Origin of the sequence: Klebsiella sp. 141162, from assembly GCF_050600755.1 — a bacterium.
In the GTDB taxonomy this organism is placed as follows: Bacteria; Pseudomonadota; Gammaproteobacteria; order Enterobacterales; family Enterobacteriaceae; genus Klebsiella; species Klebsiella aerogenes.
In genome coordinates this window covers 393,539-410,331 of sequence record NZ_JAQIRI010000001.1, presented here as the reverse complement: position 1 = coordinate 410,331, position 16,793 = coordinate 393,539, and the positions used below count along the sequence as shown (strand labels likewise).

At 56.0% G+C, this 16,793-nt stretch carries 15 protein-coding genes and 1 riboswitch; of the genes, 8 read left to right on the top strand and 7 right to left on the bottom strand.

Translation table 11 applies throughout. The features are described from left to right. The first annotated feature begins 9 nt into the window (after positions 1-9). Positions 10-951 (top strand): sugar-binding transcriptional regulator, encoded by a 942-nt coding sequence (locus PGR23_RS01875; protein ID WP_045398229.1) that lies wholly within the window; start codon positions 10-12, stop codon positions 949-951. 12 nt (positions 952-963) lie between these two features. Here PGR23_RS01875 and PGR23_RS01870 read toward each other — a convergent pair whose 3' ends face one another. Then, the gene (locus tag PGR23_RS01870) at positions 964-1,977 is read right to left on the bottom strand and encodes a LacI family DNA-binding transcriptional regulator (RefSeq protein ID WP_045398223.1); all 1,014 of its coding nucleotides are present in this window, start codon (positions 1,975-1,977) and stop codon (positions 964-966) included. Positions 1,978-2,265: 288 nt separating this feature from the next. On the opposite strand from PGR23_RS01870, the gene PGR23_RS01865 reads away from it, so the two are divergent. From PGR23_RS01865 to PGR23_RS01855, 3 genes are all read left to right on the top strand, one after another. Beyond that, positions 2,266-3,015: an SDR family oxidoreductase gene (locus tag PGR23_RS01865; RefSeq protein ID WP_045398225.1), complete on the top strand. Its 750-nt coding sequence runs from the start codon at positions 2,266-2,268 to the stop codon at positions 3,013-3,015. Positions 3,016-3,047: 32 nt separating this feature from the next. Continuing rightward, complete coding sequence (locus tag PGR23_RS01860; RefSeq protein WP_396279535.1) at positions 3,048-4,655, top strand: FGGY-family carbohydrate kinase; 1,608 nt, start codon at positions 3,048-3,050, stop codon at positions 4,653-4,655. An 82-nt stretch (positions 4,656-4,737) separates the two neighbouring features. Continuing rightward, on the top strand, positions 4,738-6,021 hold the full coding sequence (locus PGR23_RS01855) for an RbtT/DalT/CsbX family MFS transporter (protein WP_396279534.1): 1,284 nt from the start codon (positions 4,738-4,740) through the stop codon (positions 6,019-6,021). Between the two features lie 63 nt (positions 6,022-6,084). On the opposite strand, the gene fbaB is transcribed toward PGR23_RS01855, so the two are convergent. From fbaB to PGR23_RS01835, 4 genes are all read right to left on the bottom strand, one after another. Beyond that, positions 6,085-7,137, bottom strand: coding sequence for a class I fructose-bisphosphate aldolase (fbaB, locus tag PGR23_RS01850; RefSeq protein WP_015365768.1), 1,053 nt, complete (start codon positions 7,135-7,137; stop codon positions 6,085-6,087). Between the two features lie 148 nt (positions 7,138-7,285). Then, the gene (thiD, locus tag PGR23_RS01845; protein ID WP_015706078.1) at positions 7,286-8,086 is read right to left on the bottom strand and encodes a bifunctional hydroxymethylpyrimidine kinase/phosphomethylpyrimidine kinase; all 801 of its coding nucleotides are present in this window, start codon (positions 8,084-8,086) and stop codon (positions 7,286-7,288) included. Continuing rightward, positions 8,083-8,856 (bottom strand): hydroxyethylthiazole kinase, encoded by a 774-nt coding sequence (thiM, locus tag PGR23_RS01840; RefSeq protein WP_396279533.1) that lies wholly within the window; start codon positions 8,854-8,856, stop codon positions 8,083-8,085. Before thiM ends, thiD begins: the two co-directional genes overlap by 4 nt. A 34-nt stretch (positions 8,857-8,890) precedes the next feature. After that, a riboswitch (TPP riboswitch) is annotated at positions 8,891-8,987 on the bottom strand. A 104-nt stretch (positions 8,988-9,091) separates the two neighbouring features. Next, complete coding sequence (locus tag PGR23_RS01835; RefSeq protein WP_045391193.1) at positions 9,092-9,409, bottom strand: DUF1493 family protein; 318 nt, start codon at positions 9,407-9,409, stop codon at positions 9,092-9,094. A 294-nt stretch (positions 9,410-9,703) separates the two neighbouring features. Between PGR23_RS01835 and PGR23_RS01830 the strand changes: the two genes are divergently transcribed. Both PGR23_RS01830 and PGR23_RS01825 read left to right on the top strand, forming a co-directional pair. Then, positions 9,704-10,129 carry a hypothetical protein gene (locus PGR23_RS01830; protein ID WP_380377597.1) on the top strand — a complete coding sequence of 142 codons (426 nt, stop codon included), beginning with the start codon at positions 9,704-9,706 and terminating at the stop codon, positions 10,127-10,129. Positions 10,130-10,413: 284 nt separating this feature from the next. Then, positions 10,414-12,390, top strand: coding sequence for an alkyl/aryl-sulfatase (locus tag PGR23_RS01825; RefSeq protein WP_348876007.1), 1,977 nt, complete (start codon positions 10,414-10,416; stop codon positions 12,388-12,390). 45 nt (positions 12,391-12,435) lie between these two features. On the opposite strand, the gene PGR23_RS01820 is transcribed toward PGR23_RS01825, so the two are convergent. Beyond that, entirely contained in the window at positions 12,436-13,071 is a 636-nt protein-coding gene (locus PGR23_RS01820) for a helix-turn-helix domain-containing protein (RefSeq protein WP_396279532.1), read from the bottom strand. 214 nt (positions 13,072-13,285) lie between these two features. Between PGR23_RS01820 and PGR23_RS01815 the strand changes: the two genes are divergently transcribed. Both PGR23_RS01815 and PGR23_RS01810 read left to right on the top strand, forming a co-directional pair. Beyond that, a complete protein-coding gene (locus PGR23_RS01815) occupies positions 13,286-15,262 on the top strand; it encodes an alkyl/aryl-sulfatase (RefSeq protein WP_396279531.1) in 1,977 nt (658 codons plus the stop codon). 141 nt (positions 15,263-15,403) lie between these two features. After that, entirely contained in the window at positions 15,404-15,826 is a 423-nt protein-coding gene (locus tag PGR23_RS01810; RefSeq protein WP_015365758.1) for a universal stress protein, read from the top strand. Here the strand turns inward: PGR23_RS01810 and PGR23_RS01805 are convergent. After that, positions 15,823-16,734: a LysR family transcriptional regulator gene (locus PGR23_RS01805; RefSeq protein ID WP_047078264.1), complete on the bottom strand. Its 912-nt coding sequence runs from the start codon at positions 16,732-16,734 to the stop codon at positions 15,823-15,825. The genes PGR23_RS01810 and PGR23_RS01805 overlap by 4 nt on opposite strands. Positions 16,735-16,793 lie beyond the last annotated feature (59 nt).

Below are 16,793 nucleotides of genomic sequence, written 5' to 3'. Positions count from 1 at the left end.
CAGGATAACGTGAGTAAAGAAGACGACATCAGGCTGGATCAGAAGGTCCGCGCCGCATGGATGTACTACATTGCCGGTCAGAATCAGAGCGAAATCGCCAGCCACCTCGGCACCTCAAGGCCGGTGGTCCAGCGCCTGATCGCCGCGGCGAAGGAAGAAGGTATTGTGTCGATTGGTTTACATCATCCGGTGGCGAACTGCCTCGATTATGCGCAGTTGTTGCAGGAAAAGTATCAACTCATCGAGTGCAATATCGTGCCGACCTACAACGAAGAGAGCACGCTGGATAGCGTTTCCTTCGGTTGTTATCAGCTGATGGCCCGCTACCTGCAGAGCGATAACGCCAAAATAATCGGCATTGGTTCTGGATTAACGCTGAAAAAAACCATCCAGCGCATTGATTTCGATAGCCCCAACAGCCGCTGCGTGGCGCTGATTAGCGCAATGAACGATGAAGGGAAATGCAACTACTACGACGACGTGCCGTTGCTGCTGGCGCGGAAAATTCAGGCCAACTACTACCAGTGGCCCGCGCCGCGCTATGCGCAAACCCGTCAGGAACATGAGATGTGGTGCGGCAGCCGCCTGTTCAGCAACGTATCTGCCGCCGCACAGCAGGCGGACGTTATTTTCGTCGGTATCGGCCCATTGGGGACCCAAAGCCCCATCTTCAAAGACGGATTTATTAATAAGGCCCAACTGGATGAACTGACGGCACGCGGCGGCATCGGCGAGATCCTCGGCCGCTTTATCGATGCCGACGGCGGCGTCGTCGACAGCGAAATTAATCGCCTGATCACCAGCTACGATATCCGCCAAAATCAGTGCCCGCGGATAGCCGTCGCCTGTGGCGAGAACAAGCGCCCGGCGATCCTCGCGGCGTTAAAAGGCGGCTGGATTAACGGCCTGGTGACCGATGAACATACCGCCCGCTGGCTGCTGACGCGCTAGCGCCAGCGGTTTTCACGCCAGATGCTCGCGGCTGCTAATCAGCAGCGGCGGGATCTCTACCCGCTGCTGGCTGGCCTCGCCAGCGTCGATGATATTGAATACCGCTTCCAGCATCGCCGGTACGTTCTGCTGCACCATGTCAATGTCGTGACCCAATAGATAAACAAACGGATCCCAGTCAAAACAGCCCATTGGTGGCTGTTCGGCGCCGGTCAGCCCTAGCTGGGCCAGCCATCGCACCACCCCTTCCAGCGAGATGGTCGAGTTAACGAAGAACCCCTGAAGATGTTCATCAGCGCTTTTGAAACGCGCCTGCATGCAGGCTTCTACTTTGCCTTTTGAATAGCCCGGAGAAAGAATATTTTCATCCGGCACGCTCATGCCGCGCGCCGCATGGGCATCGCGAAATCCGCGCAAACGCTCCAGGGTGTTGTGGTCGCTGCTGCGCCCGCCGACAAAAAACAGCGGCGCCAGTTTGCCGTGGCGATTGAGGCTGTTATCAAGAATTTTATCGGTCAACGCGCGGGCGCCCGCGTAGTTATCGGAGATCACCGACGGTGCGGTGGAGCCCGGCAGGTCAAGGTTGACCGTCGGCACCCCCGCCTGCTGACAAAGCTCGGTAATTTTATCCGGATTAGTCGCCCCGGTCGCCACCACCCAGTCCACCTGCCAGGAAAGCATCGCTTTCACCGCTTCGATTTCCAGCTCCGGTCGACGGCGAGTACAGGTAATAATCGGCAGCAGGCCGCGCTCACGCGCCATCTCTTCAAAGCCTTCCGCCACGGAACCAAAATAACGGTTGTCGTATTTGGGGACAATCATCCCGATGACATGCGATTTTTTACTGCGCAACATGCTGGCCTGGCGATTAATCGCGTAGCCCTGTTCTTGCGCAATCCGCGTCACTTTTTCCGCAAGTTTGGCGCTGATACGGCGTTTTTTCCAGTTGCCATTGAGGATCGCGCTCACCGCGCTTGCCGAAACGCCGGATAATTCCGCCAGATCGTAGATAGTGATTTTTTTCATTTTCCCAACTTGCGTCACAAATTCATTTCGCTGTTAATTTCCCCACTTGCTCAATCGATGAAGCTGGCGCAACATTAGCTTCATCGATTGAGCAACCATGACGCTCGCTAGCGTATACACTCAATAATCGTTCAGACATCAGCAAATTGAAATAAATGGTGCTGATATTCAATAGCTTAACTTAGTTACTCCTGCTCTGACAGGCCAGATTGTTGTAGCAGGTAACCGCTCCTCAAGCTCGTCGAGTCCCGCTTGATGAGCAAAACAGACAACATGAAGGATTATAAAATGAACCACTCTGTATCCTCTATGAATACTTCTCTTAGCGGCAAAGTCGCCGCGGTCACCGGCGCCGCTTCCGGCATTGGTCTTGAATGCGCGAAAACCCTGCTTGGCGCGGGCGCGAAGGTGGTTCTGATCGACCGTGAAGGCGAAAAGCTCAACAAGATTGTGGCAGAGCTTGGCGAAAACGCTTTTGCTTTACAGGTCGATCTGATGCAGGGCGATCAGGTGGATAAGATCATTGACGGCATCCTGCAACTTGCCGGCCGTCTCGATATCTTCCACGCCAACGCCGGCGCTTACATCGGCGGCCCGGTCGCTGAGGGCGACCCGGACGTCTGGGATCGCGTGCTGCACCTCAATACTAACGCCGCCTTCCGCTGCGTGCGTAGCGTGCTGCCGCATATGATCGCGCAAAAATCCGGCGATATTATTTTCACCAGCTCCATCGCCGGCGTGGTGCCGGTTATCTGGGAACCTATCTATACCGCCTCAAAATTCGCCGTACAGGCATTTGTTCATACTACCCGCCGCCAGGTTTCCCAGCACGGCGTCCGCGTCGGCGCGGTACTGCCGGGCCCGGTGGTCACCGCCCTGCTCGATGACTGGCCGAAAGAGAAAATGGAAGAAGCGCTGGCCAACGGCAGCCTGATGCAGCCTATCGAAGTTGCCGAATCGGTGCTGTTTATGGTCACCCGTTCGAAAAACGTCACCGTGCGCGACCTGGTTATTCTGCCTAACAGCGTTGATTTATAACCCCCGGTATCGGTGACTAAAAGGACGATTTTATGAATGGCGAGACTCAAACCCTTATCGGCGTCGATGTCGGCTCCGGCAGCGTGCGCGCCGGGGTATTTAACCTCAGCGGCGAACTGCTGGCCCACGCCACCCGGGAGATAACCCTCTTCCGTAGCGCCGGCAGCGTGGTGGAACAATCCAGCCGCGAAATCTGGCAGGCGGTTTGCGACTGCATTAAACGCGCGGTCGTAAAGGCCGCCGTCTCTCCGCACTCGGTAGCCGGTATCGGCTTCGACGCCACCTGCTCGCTGGTGGTAATCGGGGAGAATGACGCGCCGCTGGCCGTCGGCCCCAGCGAAGAGGCGGACCGCAATATCATCGTCTGGATGGATCACCGCGCCACCGAACAGGCGGAACGCATCAATGCCACCCGCCATCCGGTGCTGCAATACGTCGGCGGGACTATCTCTCCGGAGATGGAAACGCCGAAGCTGCTGTGGCTGAAAGAAAATCGCCCGCAGACTTATGCCCGTGCGCGTCACTTCTTCGACCTGGCCGACTACCTCACCTGGCGCGCGACTGGCGATCTGGCCCGCTCCGTCTGTACCGTCACCTGTAAATGGACCTATCTGGCCCATGAAAAGCGCTGGGATGCCGACTACTTCCGCCAGATTGGCCTCGCAGAGCTGGCGGAAGAAGACTTCGCCCGTATCGGCCAGCGTATCGTCGATCCGGGAACGCCATGTGGTGATGGGTTAACCGCGGCGGCGGCCGAAGAGATGGGTCTGCCTGTCGGTACGCCGGTGGCGGTCGGGATGATCGACGCCCATGCCGGCGGCATTGGCACCGTTGGCGTACTCAACGGCGCGGTGAATAATATGGCCTACGTCTTCGGCACCTCCTCCTGCACCATGACCACCACCGAGAAAGCGGTGTTCGTCCCTGGGGTCTGGGGGCCTTACTATTCGGCGATGGTGCCGGGTTACTGGCTGAACGAAGGTGGACAAAGCGCCGCCGGCGCGGCTATCGACCAGTTACTGAGCTTCCATCCGGCGGCGGCCGAAGCGCGCGAACAGGCCAAAGCCGCCGCCGTTCCACTGCCGGTCTGGCTGGCGGATCGCGTGCTGGCGCAGGTTGCCTCGCCGTCGGAGGCGGTGAAGCTGGCAGATGGACTGCACGTCGTGCCGGAGTTTCTCGGCAACCGCGCGCCGCTTGCCGACCCCCACGCGAAAGCGCTGATTGCCGGGCTGGGGATGGAGCGGGATCTTGATAACCTGACCGCGCTGTATGTCGCCGGATTATGCGGGATTGGCTACGGCCTGCGGCAGATCCTCGATGCCCAACGCGCCTGTGGTATTGAGAGCAAAAATATCGTTATCAGCGGCGGCGCAGGGCAGCACCCGCTGGTACGCCAGCTATTGGCCGATGCCTGTGGCGTAACCGTGGTCAGCACCGCCAGCAGCGAACCAGTATTACTGGGCTCCGCCATCCTCGGCGCCGTCGCGGGTAACGTCGCCGCCTCGCTGCCGGACGCCATGAAGCGGTTCACCAGAGTGGATAAAACCTATCGCAGCGAAACGGCGTTTAGCCCGCTGCATCAACGCAGGTATGAGGCCTACAAAGCGCTACAACAGGCCGGTCGGCTAATCCGCGAATAACGTACCTCTTTAATTTAATAACAATAATGCTCCGCTGTTGTGCAGCGGAGCCGCTCCTCTGCATCCTGAAATCGAGGTTAACATGTCCGTTAATAACAAACAGTGGTTCGGTCTGCCGCTGAACCTTATCTGGGGATACGTCGCCATCGCCGTGTTTATGACCGGCGACGGTTTTGAACTCGCCTTCCTCTCGCACTACATCAAGGAGCTGGGCTTCAGCCCGGCGCAGGCCTCTTTCGCCTTCACCCTCTACGGCCTCGCCGCTGCCCTCTCGGCCTGGGTCTCCGGCGTGGTCGCGGAAATCATCACCCCGCGTAAAACCATGTTTATCGGTTTTGTGCTGTGGTGCGTGTTCCACGTCCTGTTCCTCGTCTTCGGCCTCGGCCGCGCCAACTACGCCTTAATCCTGCTGTTTTACGGTATCCGCGGACTGGCCTATCCGCTGTTCCTCTATTCGTTTATCGTCGCCATTATCCATAACGTCCGCAGCGACAGCTCCAGCTCGGCGCTGGGCTGGTTCTGGGCGGTCTACTCCGTCGGCATCGGCGTGTTCGGCAGCTATATCCCGAGCTTCACCATCCCGCACATTGGCGAGATGGGCACTCTGTGGCTGGCGCTGGCGTTCTGCGTCACCGGCGGGCTGATTGCCCTGGCGGCGCTGCGCAACACCGAAACCCCGCGCCATATGCAGAACCTCACCACCCGCGAGAAGTTCTCCGAACTGGGGCGCGCGGTGACCCTTATCTACACCAACCGCAGCATTATGCTCTCCAGCATTGTGCGCATTATCAACACCCTGTCGCTGTTCGGCTTCGCGGTGGTCATGCCGATGATGTTCGTCGATGAGCTCGGTTTCACCACTTCCGAATGGCTGCAGGTGTGGGCGGCGTTCTTCTTCACCACCATTTTCTCCAACGTCTTCTGGGGTATCGTGGCGGAGAAACTGGGCTGGATGAAAGTGGTGCGCTGGTTCGGCTGCATCGGCATGGCGCTGTCGAGCCTGGCGTTTTACTACCTGCCGCAGCACTTCGGGCATAACTTCGCCATGGCGCTGGTGCCGGCGATTGCGCTGGGGATTTTTGTCGCGGCGTTCGTGCCGATGGCGGCGGTGTTCCCGGCGCTGGAGCCAAAGCATAAAGGGGCGGCGATTTCGGTCTACAACCTGTCTGCCGGGCTGTCGAACTTCCTCGCGCCGGCGATTGCGGTGGTGCTGCTGCCGCACTTCAGCACCATCGGCGTGGTGGTGGCCTATACCGCGCTCTATATTCTCGCCTTCTTCCTGTGCCCGTTTATTCGCGTTGAACAGCCAGGGTTTGCTACCAGCGAAGCGGCTAAACCGCTGACCGTCAGCACAGCAAAATCATAAAAAAACCCCGGAGACCGGGGTAAGTAAAAGAGTCAATCCGGGCCTCACGCCCGGATTTTTGCCTTATGCGATAGTGACTTTGCCGTCCAGATAGACATCCTGCACCGCATTGATCAGCTTCACGCCTTCGCTCATCGATTTCTTAAACGCTTTACGACCGAGGATCAGCCCCATGCCGCCGGCGCGTTTATTGATCACCGCCGTGCGCACCGCATCGGCGAGATCGGTTTCGCCGCCCGCCGCGCCGCCGGAGTTAATCAACCCGGCACGGCCCATATAGCAGTTTGCCAGCTGATAGCGCACCAGATCGATCGGGTTATCGCTGGTCAGCTTGCTGTAGACGCGATCGTCGGTATAACCGAAGTTCACCGCCTTATAGCCGCCGTTATTCTCGGCCATTTTCTGCTTCACGATATCAGCGCCGATGGTGGCGGCCAGATGGTTGGCCTGGCCGGTCAGGTCAGCGGAAACGTGGTAATCGACGCCATCTTTTTTGAATGCCGGGTTGCGCAGATAGGCCCACAGCACGGTGACCAGGCCGAGCTCGTGCGCGCGCTCGAAGGCGGCGGAGATCTCTTCAATCTGCCGACGCGACTGCTCGGAGCCAAAATAGATCGTCGCGCCAACCGCAACCGCGCCCATGTTGAACGCCTGCTCAACGCTGGCGTACAGGGTCTGGTCATACTCGGTCGGGTAGCTCAGGGTTTCGTTATGGTTGAGCTTAACGAGGAATGGAATGCGGTGCGCGTAGCGGCGCGATACCGAGGCCAGTACGCCATAGGTAGAAGCCACGCAGTTACAGCCGGCTTCGATGGCGAGTTCCACGATATTTTTCGGATCGAAGTAGAGCGGGTTGGCGGCGAACGACGCGCCCGCCGAGTGCTCTACGCCCTGGTCGACCGGCAGAATGGAAAGGTACCCTGTTCCCGCCAGACGCCCGGTATTGTAGAGGGTCTGCATATTACGCAGCACCGCAGGCGGGCGGTTGTTATCCACCATCACCCGGTCGACGTAATCCGCGCCCGGTAAATAGAGTTGGTCGGCTGGAATAGTCATACAACGGTGCTGTAAAAGGCTGTCGGCATCTTTGCCAAGCAACTGCGTAATATCAGTCATAGCTATCTCCCGTAAGTGCTGGCCGCAGCCAGCATGTTTTATCCCAACCCAAAAATTTTGGGCAGGTTAAGCCTGGTACCGAGTTAGCATATTTTCCAGCCGGGAGCGCATTTTTTCAGTAGATTCTGCTGTCTCGTTTCACTGCCATTTACCACCAGGCGTGGAAATGATGTACCGGGCCGATACCGTGCCCCACTTCCAGCGAATCGGCCTGCGCCAGCGCCGCCGATAGCCAACCCTTCGCTTCGGCGACGGTTTGTCCCCAATCGGCATAGCGAGGACGCAGCGCCGCCAGCGCGGCAGATAACGTACAGCCGGTACCGTGGGTATTTTTGGTCTGCACGCGCGGCGCGGTAAAGCGCTGTTCGCCTTCGCGGGTGAACAGCCAGTCCGGGCTTTCGGCGTCGTCCAGATGTCCGCCCTTCATTAATACCGCCCCGCAGCCTAATGCCAACAGCGCCCTGCCCTGTTCCAGCATCTCGCGCTCGCTTTGCGCATGCGGCGCATCGAGCAGCGCCGCGGCCTCCGGCAAATTCGGGGTGATCAGTGAAACGTGCGGCAGCAGGCGCTGGCGCAGCGTCGCAATTGCCGAGTGGGATAACAGCGGATCGCCGCTTTTCGCCAGCATCACGGTATCCAGCACCACGTTGGCAATCTGATAGCGGGCAAGACGCTCCGCCACCGCTTCAACGATATCGGTTTCCGCCAGCATGCCGATTTTCGTGGTATCGATTCGCACGTCGCTAAACACCGAATCCAACTGCGCCGCCACGAAGTCCGGCTCAATGCGGTATACCGACTGCACGCCGCGGGTATTCTGCGCCACCAGCGCGGTGATCACCGAGCAGCCGTAAGCGCCGAGTGCGGAGAATGTTTTGAGGTCGGCCTGGATCCCGGCGCCGCCGCTGGGATCGGTGCCGGCGATGGTTAAGGCGTTAATCCGCTTCATGCCGCCACCTCCGCGTATAACGCGTCGAGGAATGCCGGGATAAAACTGCCGGGACCGCCGTGTCGCGCCGCTTCACCTCCCGCCATTTTCATCAGGCCGCAGGCGGCTGCTACGTTTTGCAGCCGATCGCCGGGCATCGCGGCGCTTGCCGCCACCACCGCGGATAACGCGCAGCCGGTCCCGACCACCCGCGTCATCAGGACATCCCCGCCGCTCACGGCTAGTGTGCGCTCGCCGTCGCTGATGTAATCCACCTCGCCCGTCACCGCGACCACGGTATTGAGCTTGCGCGCCAACGACTGGGCGGCGGGTAACGCCGCGGCCGCGCTATCGGTCGTGTCCACGCCGCGCCCGCCGCCGCTGCTCCCCGCCAGCGCCATGATTTCCGAGGCGTTGCCGCGAATCGCCGCAGGCCGCAGTTCCAGTAACTCACGACAAAAATCAGTGCGTAGCGTCAGCGCGCCGACGGCAACCGGATCCAGCGTCCAGGGTTTTCCCGCCTGGCGGGCGCTCTGCGCCGCCGCTCGCATCGCGTTGGCGCGCTCAGTGGTTAAGGTCCCGACATTAATCAATAGCGCATCGGCAATGGCGGCAAACTGCGCGGCTTCCGTAGAATCAATCACCATCGCCGGCGAGGCGCCAATAGCCAGCAGGACGTTAGCGGTGAAAGTCTGGACCACATCGTTGGTCATACAGTGAACAAGCGGCGAAGAGGTGCGGAAAAGCTGCTGCAGGTGCGCGATATGCGCCGGATTTAGCGGTTCATGCATGGTTTGCTCCCGCCAGATGAGGAAGCAGCGCAGACCATGCGGTCTCTGACTTCCCTACGCTGGCATTATCCAGATCAGGTGGTACGGGTATTTCTCAGCCTTCACAAAGAAGGGCACCCCGAGTCATTTGGTACAAAATGGCGACTAACGTTCCGTTAATCTCTCTTCAGGATAGTAATGCCAGCGGTAAGTCTTGTAAACGGTAAAAGCGGTATGTCTCCCGGCGATATGTCCCTTAATCGTACAGCCATTCACCCGCTTTTGCGGACTCTACCAACATTTGTACTGTTAGCGGTTTAAGCGGCTTCTCTGGAGGCATGGAACCTAAAAACTCAGGTTCAAAGTAATAGATAATTTCGAAGCCATTCATTTTTACATTCCATTGTTTGAAATAGTAATCTAAAGTATCTTCTGCATCTTCCCAGATGATATTCAGCCCCCCCTTTGTTAATTCAGTATCTAACGTGACTTCTGGACGATCGCCAAAAAAACAGTATTTCTTATGGCTATGATGAGTATATATATAATCAATAATTTCTTGTTCAATGCTCATTAGAAGTATGTCCATAGTTTCATCATAATGGCTGATTGGCACACCGTCATTACTCGTCATTGTATCATCCCCGTACGCTTGCCACAGAGACGCTCTTTTCACCGCATTGTAAACGATTACACTATTTTTTAGTTATCCGTACGGCGGTTGATGTAGATCACAATTTGCTTAATCACCCTACGACATAGTTACCACGCGTTACGAATTAAGCACGCTAACGATCCGCGGACGATCGCCGCTGTCATGAATGTTCGTCGCATGTATAAAATAATATCTACGATAAGGTCGTTAATGATGAAAGTGAAATACGTCTCGATGATACTGCTGGCACTCAGCGCAGCCATCGCGGCTGGTTGCAGTTCGCCGGCGCAGCGTATGGCCGAGTGTGAAGCCCAGGGGCTCAGTAAAGACGCCTGTTATATTGCGGAACAAAACAAACAGGCTGCGGTGAACGCCGCAGCAGAGAAGCAGGCGCTGGAAAACGCGCAGGCTTTATATCCCGTGCAGAAAGCGCAATCCAGCAAAAAAGTGAAAATCTTCAATGGCATGAAGCTGGTCATAAACTCAACCGGGCTGATCGTTGATGGCAAACCCGCGGCTTTAGACGAAAGCAATGCTGACGCGAAAACCTATTCACAGGGTTTATACGTTTTTATAGTCTACCAATCAGGAAAAATCGCCGTCATGCAGGACGGTAAATTTTTAGGCTACGCCAAATAGCGCCGCTTCCTTGTTAATTTAAAAGCGGCCTAAGAGCCGCTTTTTTCTCCCCTTCCCCGCAGTAACCGACACGTCTGACACCGCGCTAAACAAGAGACATCAATCCCATTGGATAAATCTCATTTTACCTACGAGTGAGTAGTTTTTTAACTAATGTAGTTTTTTTGTAACCATAACTTGCTCAATGTAAACAACTGGTTATAGTTCAAATAAGCGTTACAAGTTGTAACACCACGTCAGATCGGAATTAACGAGTGAATTGCCATCATGGTAAGAGGATTCCAATGAAATTGACCCCCGTAGTGAAAGGTTTAGCCATCGCCGGCTTGCTGTCATCGTTAAGCCTGTCAGCATGGGCGGAAGTCGCCGCAAAAGAAGCGACCGCCGCCACCAAACAAGCCAACGACACCCTCTATAACCAACTTCCCTTCTCAGATAACACCGATTTCACCAACGCCCACAAAGGTTTTATTGCCGCCCTGCCCACAGAGATCATTAAAGGCGAACAAGGTAACGTAGTATGGGATCCGCAGCAGTACTCCTTCATCAAAGAAGGTGAAAAAGCCCCGGACACCGTCAACCCGAGCCTGTGGCGTCAGTCTCAATTGATCAATATTAGCGGCCTGTTTGAGGTCACCGATGGCGTCTACCAGATCCGCAATCTTGATCTCTCCAATATGAGCATCATCGAAGGTAAAGAAGGCATTACCGTCGTGGATCCGCTGGTGTCGGCAGAAACCGCCAAAGTGGGCATGGATCTGTATTACCAAAACCGCGGTAAGAAACCGGTCGTCGCCGTTATCTATACCCACAGCCACGTTGACCACTACGGTGGCGTGCGCGGCGTAGTTGATGAAGCGGATGTAAAATCCGGCAAAGTGAAAATTTACGCACCGTCCGGCTTTATGGAAGCGGCGGTCGCAGAAAACATCATGGCCGGTAACGTCATGAGCCGCCGCGCCAGCTACATGTACGGTAACCTGCTGAAACCATCGGCCACCGGACAGGTCGGCGCCGGCCTTGGCACCACCACCTCGGCGGGTACCGTGACCCTGATTGCGCCGACCAATATCATCGAAAAAGACGGGCAGAAAGAAGTCATTGACGGTCTGACCTATGACTTCATGCTGGCGCCGGGTTCGGAAGCGCCGTCGGAAATGCTGTGGTTCATCGAAGAGAAAAAACTGATTGAATCCGCGGAAGACGTGACACACACCCTGCACAACACCTATTCGCTGCGCGGCGCGAAAATCCGCGAACCGCTGCCGTGGTCGAAGTACATCAACGAAGCAATTGTGCGCTGGGGCGACAAGGCCGAAATTATTATGGCTCAACACCACTGGCCGACCTGGGGCAACGAAAACGTGGTTAACCTGCTGAAGAGCCAGCGTGACCTGTATCGTTACATTAACGATCAGACCCTGCGCATGGCCAACGAAGGGCTGACCCGCGATGAAATCGCCGCTAAATTCAAACTGCCGGAGAGCCTTGCCAACACCTGGGCTAACCGGGGTTATTACGGCTCTGTCAGCCACGACGTGAAGGCCACCTACGTGCTGTATCTCGGCTGGTTCGACGGCAACCCGGCGACCCTCGACGAACTGCCGCCGGAAGAAGCGGCGAAAAAATTCGTCGATTACATGGGCGGCGCCGATGCCATCATGAAGAAAGCGAAAGAGGATTTTGACCAGGGTAACTACCGCTGGGTTGCTCAGGTCGTCAGCAAAATCGTCTTCGCCGATCCGAAAAACCAGGACGCGCGTAATCTGGAAGCGGATGCGCTGGAGCAGTTAGGCTACCAGGCGGAATCCGGCCCGTGGCGTAACTTCTACCTGACAGGCGCGCAGGAACTGCGTAACGGCGTAGTGAAAGGGCCAACCCCGAACACCGCCAGCCCGGATACGGTGCGCGCGATGACCCCGGAAATGTTCTTCGACTATCTGGCGGTACATATCAATGGCGAGAAAGCGGGTAACGCGAAATCGGTGTTTAATATCGATCTCGGCAGCGACGGCGGCAAGTATAAGCTGGAGCTGGAAAACGGCGTACTGAACCATACCGCCAACGCGGAAGCGAAAGATGCCGATACCACTATCGCCCTCAACCGCGCCACACTGAATAAGATCATCCTCAAAGAGGAGACGCTTAAACAGGCCGTCGATAATGGCGACGCTAAAATCACCGGTAACGCCGATAAGCTCAATGAAATGCTGGGTTATATGGACAATTTCGAATTCTGGTTCGACATCGTCACGCCATAATGCCCTGCTCCCGCGGCGCCCGGTCGCGGGAGTTTTCCCTCTCTGCTAATAGTCTTCCGGCAACGGTCGATCGATAGAAATCAGTTTGCCGCGCTTCATTGTGATATAGCCCCCGGCTTTTAGGTCCGCCAGCACCCGAAAAACATGCGTGCGCGAGAGATTAGTGCGCTTGATAATAAACAGCGCCAGGCCTTCGTTTTCCCCCTGATGGGTATTCTGACGGTAAAGATAACGAAACAGCATTGGCCTGATGGTCTGGTAGCTGGTCATTTGCCGGCGTTCGTTGTGAAGATCGATAGTAAAAATCGACATATAGGTCAGAATGGTCGCCAACTCCTGCACGCGTTCAGGACCGCCGCGTAAAAAGATTTGGTCAAAAACATCATAAGTGACTTTGACCAGCTTCACCGCCGCGCTGCCGATGTATTCAAACTTCGCCAGCGGGCAGTATCTTTCCATAAGACCAATCGGCATATACTCAATGGAATTTCCAATATAAAGGCCATTCTCCGGCATTAATATGGAAAGCGAACCTTCAGTGCAAAAATAAATATATTCTGGCTGGATTGCTAATTTTTTATTTGCCGCAACCGTCAGGGGCTCCCCTTGTGCCATTATTTGCGGAAAAAAGGCATCAATGTTGAGTTGCTGATAATAGCTATGGATATCCTGAAAATTCACGCTATACACCTTGCTACGCCGTCTGTTGTGGTATCGAGTATAGCAGCGAAGTGATAGCGGATTCGAGATGATTATTTTTTCACGAATGACCAGTCCCATATGGGACTATCAACGCAAAGTATTCGCTTTAAAATGGCCAGTAATTAGTCCGCATTTGAATTATCCGCTGATATTAAACATTGATAGCGGAACAAATAATCTAAGAGGCCATGCAATGAAATTAAATCAGATCGCTAAACATCTGGCTCTGGCCGGTGTTTTAACTTCACTGTCGCTTTCCGCCTTCGCTGCCGCCCAGCAACAGGACGCCACTCCGGCAACTCAACAGGCAAATAACGCGCTGTACAACAAACTGCCGTTTGCCGATAAAACCGATTTCGATAACGCGCATAAAGGCTTTATCGCCGCGCTGCCGCAGACCATGATTAAAGGCGAGCAAGGCAACGTTATCTGGAACCCGGCAAAGTATGACTTCGTCAAAGAAGGTGAAAAAGCCCCTGATACCGTTAACCCAAGCCTGTGGCGCCAGTCGCAGCTGATTAATATCGGCGGCCTGTTTAAAGTCACCGACGGGGTTTATCAGATCCGTAATCTCGATCTCTCCAACATGACTATCATTGAAGGTGAGAAAGGGATAACCGTTATCGACCCGCTGCTGAGCGCCGAGCCGGCGAAAGAAGCGATGGATCTCTATTACGCCAACCGTGGTAAAAAGCCGGTTGTCGCCGTGCTGTTCACCCACAGCCACGTTGATCACTACGGCGGTATCCGCGGCGTGGTTGATGAAGCCGACGTGAAAGCGGGTAAGGTGAAAATCTACGCCCCTGCCGGATTTATGGAAGAAGCGGTTTCCGAGAACATCATGGCCGGTACCGCAATGAGCCGCCGCGCCAGCTACATGTACGGCAACCTGCTGAAGCCTGACGCCAAAGGGCAGGTCGGCGCCGGTCTTGGCACCACCACCTCCGCAGGTACCGTGACGCTTATCCAGCCGACCAACTACATCACCAAAACCGGCCAGCAGGAAGTGATAGATGGTCTGACCTACGACTTCATGATGGCGCCGGGTTCCGAAGCGCCGTCGGAAATGCTGTGGTATGTCAAAGAGAAGAAAATGATTGAAGCGGCAGAGGATGTTACCCATACCCTGCACAATACCTACTCGCTGCGCGGCGCGAAGATCCGCGACCCGCTGGCGTGGTCAAAATATATTAACGCCGCGATCGACCGCTGGGGCAACGATGCTGAAGTCATTATCGCTCAGCATCACTGGCCGACCTGGGGTAACGACAATATTATCAAGCTGATGAAAGGCCAGCGCGATATGTATCGCTACATCAACGACCAGACCCTACGCATGGCCAACGAAGGCCTGACCCGCGATGAAATCGCCGCTAACTTCAAGCTGCCGGAATCGCTGGAAAAACAGTGGTCGAGCCGCGGTTATTACGGCTCCGTCAGCCACGATGTAAAAGCAACTTACGTTTACTACCTCGGCTGGTTTGATGGCAACCCGGCGACCCTCGACGAGCTGCCGCCGCAACAGGCTGCGAAGAAGTTCGTTGAATACATGGGCGGCACCGATGCCATCATGCAGAAAGCCAAAGCCGACTATCAGCAGGGGAACTACCGCTGGGTGGCGCAGGTGACCAGTAAAATCGTCTTCGCCGACCCGCAGAATACCGATGCGCGTAATCTCGAAGCGGATGCCCTGGAGCAGTTAGGTTACCAGGCGGAAGCCGGTACCTGGCGCAACTTCTACCTGACCGGCGCGCAGGAACTGCGTAACGGCGTACAGAAACTCCCGACGCCAAATACCGCCAGCCCGGATACCGTGCGCGCGATGACCCCGGAGATGTTCTTCGACTATCTGGGCGTACATATCAACGGCCAGAAAGCCGGCGCGGCGAAAGCGGTCTTCAATATCGATCTGGGTACAGATGGCGGGAAGTATAAGCTGGAGCTGGAAAATGGCGTGCTTAACCACACCGCTAATGCGGTAGCAGACAACGCTGACGCCAGTATTACTCTGAACCGCGATACCCTGAACAAGATCATTTTGAAACAGGAAACGCTGAAGCAGGCTGAAGATAAGGGCGACGTCAAGATTAGCGGCAATGGCGCTAAGCTCGATGAAATGCTGAGCTACATGGACAAATTTGAATTCTGGTTCAACATTGTCACCCCGTAAGCGATAATCGCTGAATCTCCCTCGCGCCCTTTCTGGCCGCGGGGGATTTTTTTATCCATTCGCCTCGCATGTTCTGATTTGCGTTCCCCTCGCCGCAGGCCCAAAATGAGTTCAGGACTGTTTTATTGCGCGGAGGTATATATGACCGTTTATCACCATGCGCTGGTACTGATTAATAGCAGCCTTGATGGTGTTCCGTTGCTACAACACGCCGCCAGGATGGCGCAGGAAAACGGGATGCGGATTACCATCGCCCACATCAGCACCGACTACCGGGCGCTTAATTACGTGTCCGACAGCCTGCAGAATGATGAAGTATCGCAAGAGGTCATTCAGGCCAAAGCCCTGCTCAACGAGCTGGCGACGACCGTCGCCCTGCCGGTACAGACGCTATCGCTGGTGACGACCCGCCGTTTTGCTGATGTCGAAGAGTGCGTACAACAACGCCATATCGATTTAATTATCGCCGGACACCATAACCGGCTGCTGGGGGTGCTGTCCTCGCACTCGCTGGAGTACATCAACCATTTGACGGTGGACGTACTGATAAAACACCTGCCCTAGCGCAATGCGGACTGTAACAGAGAAAAACACTCTTCGATTAACGGTGCAAGCGCCTGCGGCCCGCGCATCAGGGCCACCGTCCGCGTCAGCGCCGGCTGCTGTAGTTGCGCCACCTTTAACGCCGGGTCCTGGAGATAGGTCGTATACAGCGCCGGGAGAATGGCCACCGCCAGTCGCGAACGCACCAGCCCATAAAGGGTTTCGATATAGTCTACCTGGTAACGCGTCGTTAAGGTCAAACGCTGGCTTTCCACCAGCGCCGCCACCAGCCGCTGGATATTCCCCTTGGAGAAAACGGCAATATCACGACCAACCAGTTGCTTCCACGGTAAATTTGGCTGCGCAGCCAGCGGATCATCGCTGTGCAGTACCGCCACGAACGGATCCTCGCGTAGCGGATAAACCAGTAGCTCAGCCGGCAGCGAACTGTCGATGGCGCCGATACCAAAATCAATCTCACCGCTTTGCAGCGCCCGCATTAACGCATCGTTGGTCTGGTCATGAAATTCGATGCGCAGACGCGGAAAGGCCTGCGCCAGGGTCTGCGGCAGCAGCGGAAACAGCAGTGAGCTCACCGACGGAACCAGGCCTATTCGCACCGTGCCATCGCCGCCCGCTTCCACGATCTGTTGCATATCAAAAAAAGATGCCTGGGCCACGCTCAGTATCCGCTGGGCATGAGGTAAAATCGCCGCCCCCAGTTCCGTCAGGGTGACCGCCGAGGCGGTACGATTGACCAACTTGCCCCCAAGCACCGCTTCTATCTGGCGCAGCGCGCTGCTGAGCGCCGGTTGGCTAATCGCCAGCCTATTGGCGGTATCGGTAAAATGGCGTAGCTGGGCCAGGGTCACAAAATACTGCAGTTGCTTTAGTGAGAGCGCGGGCAGACGTTGCCAGGGTTCGTTCATTGTCAGGTTCGCTACCGGTGGTCATACAGGATAACCCGAGCTTATCGGGCGATAAATTT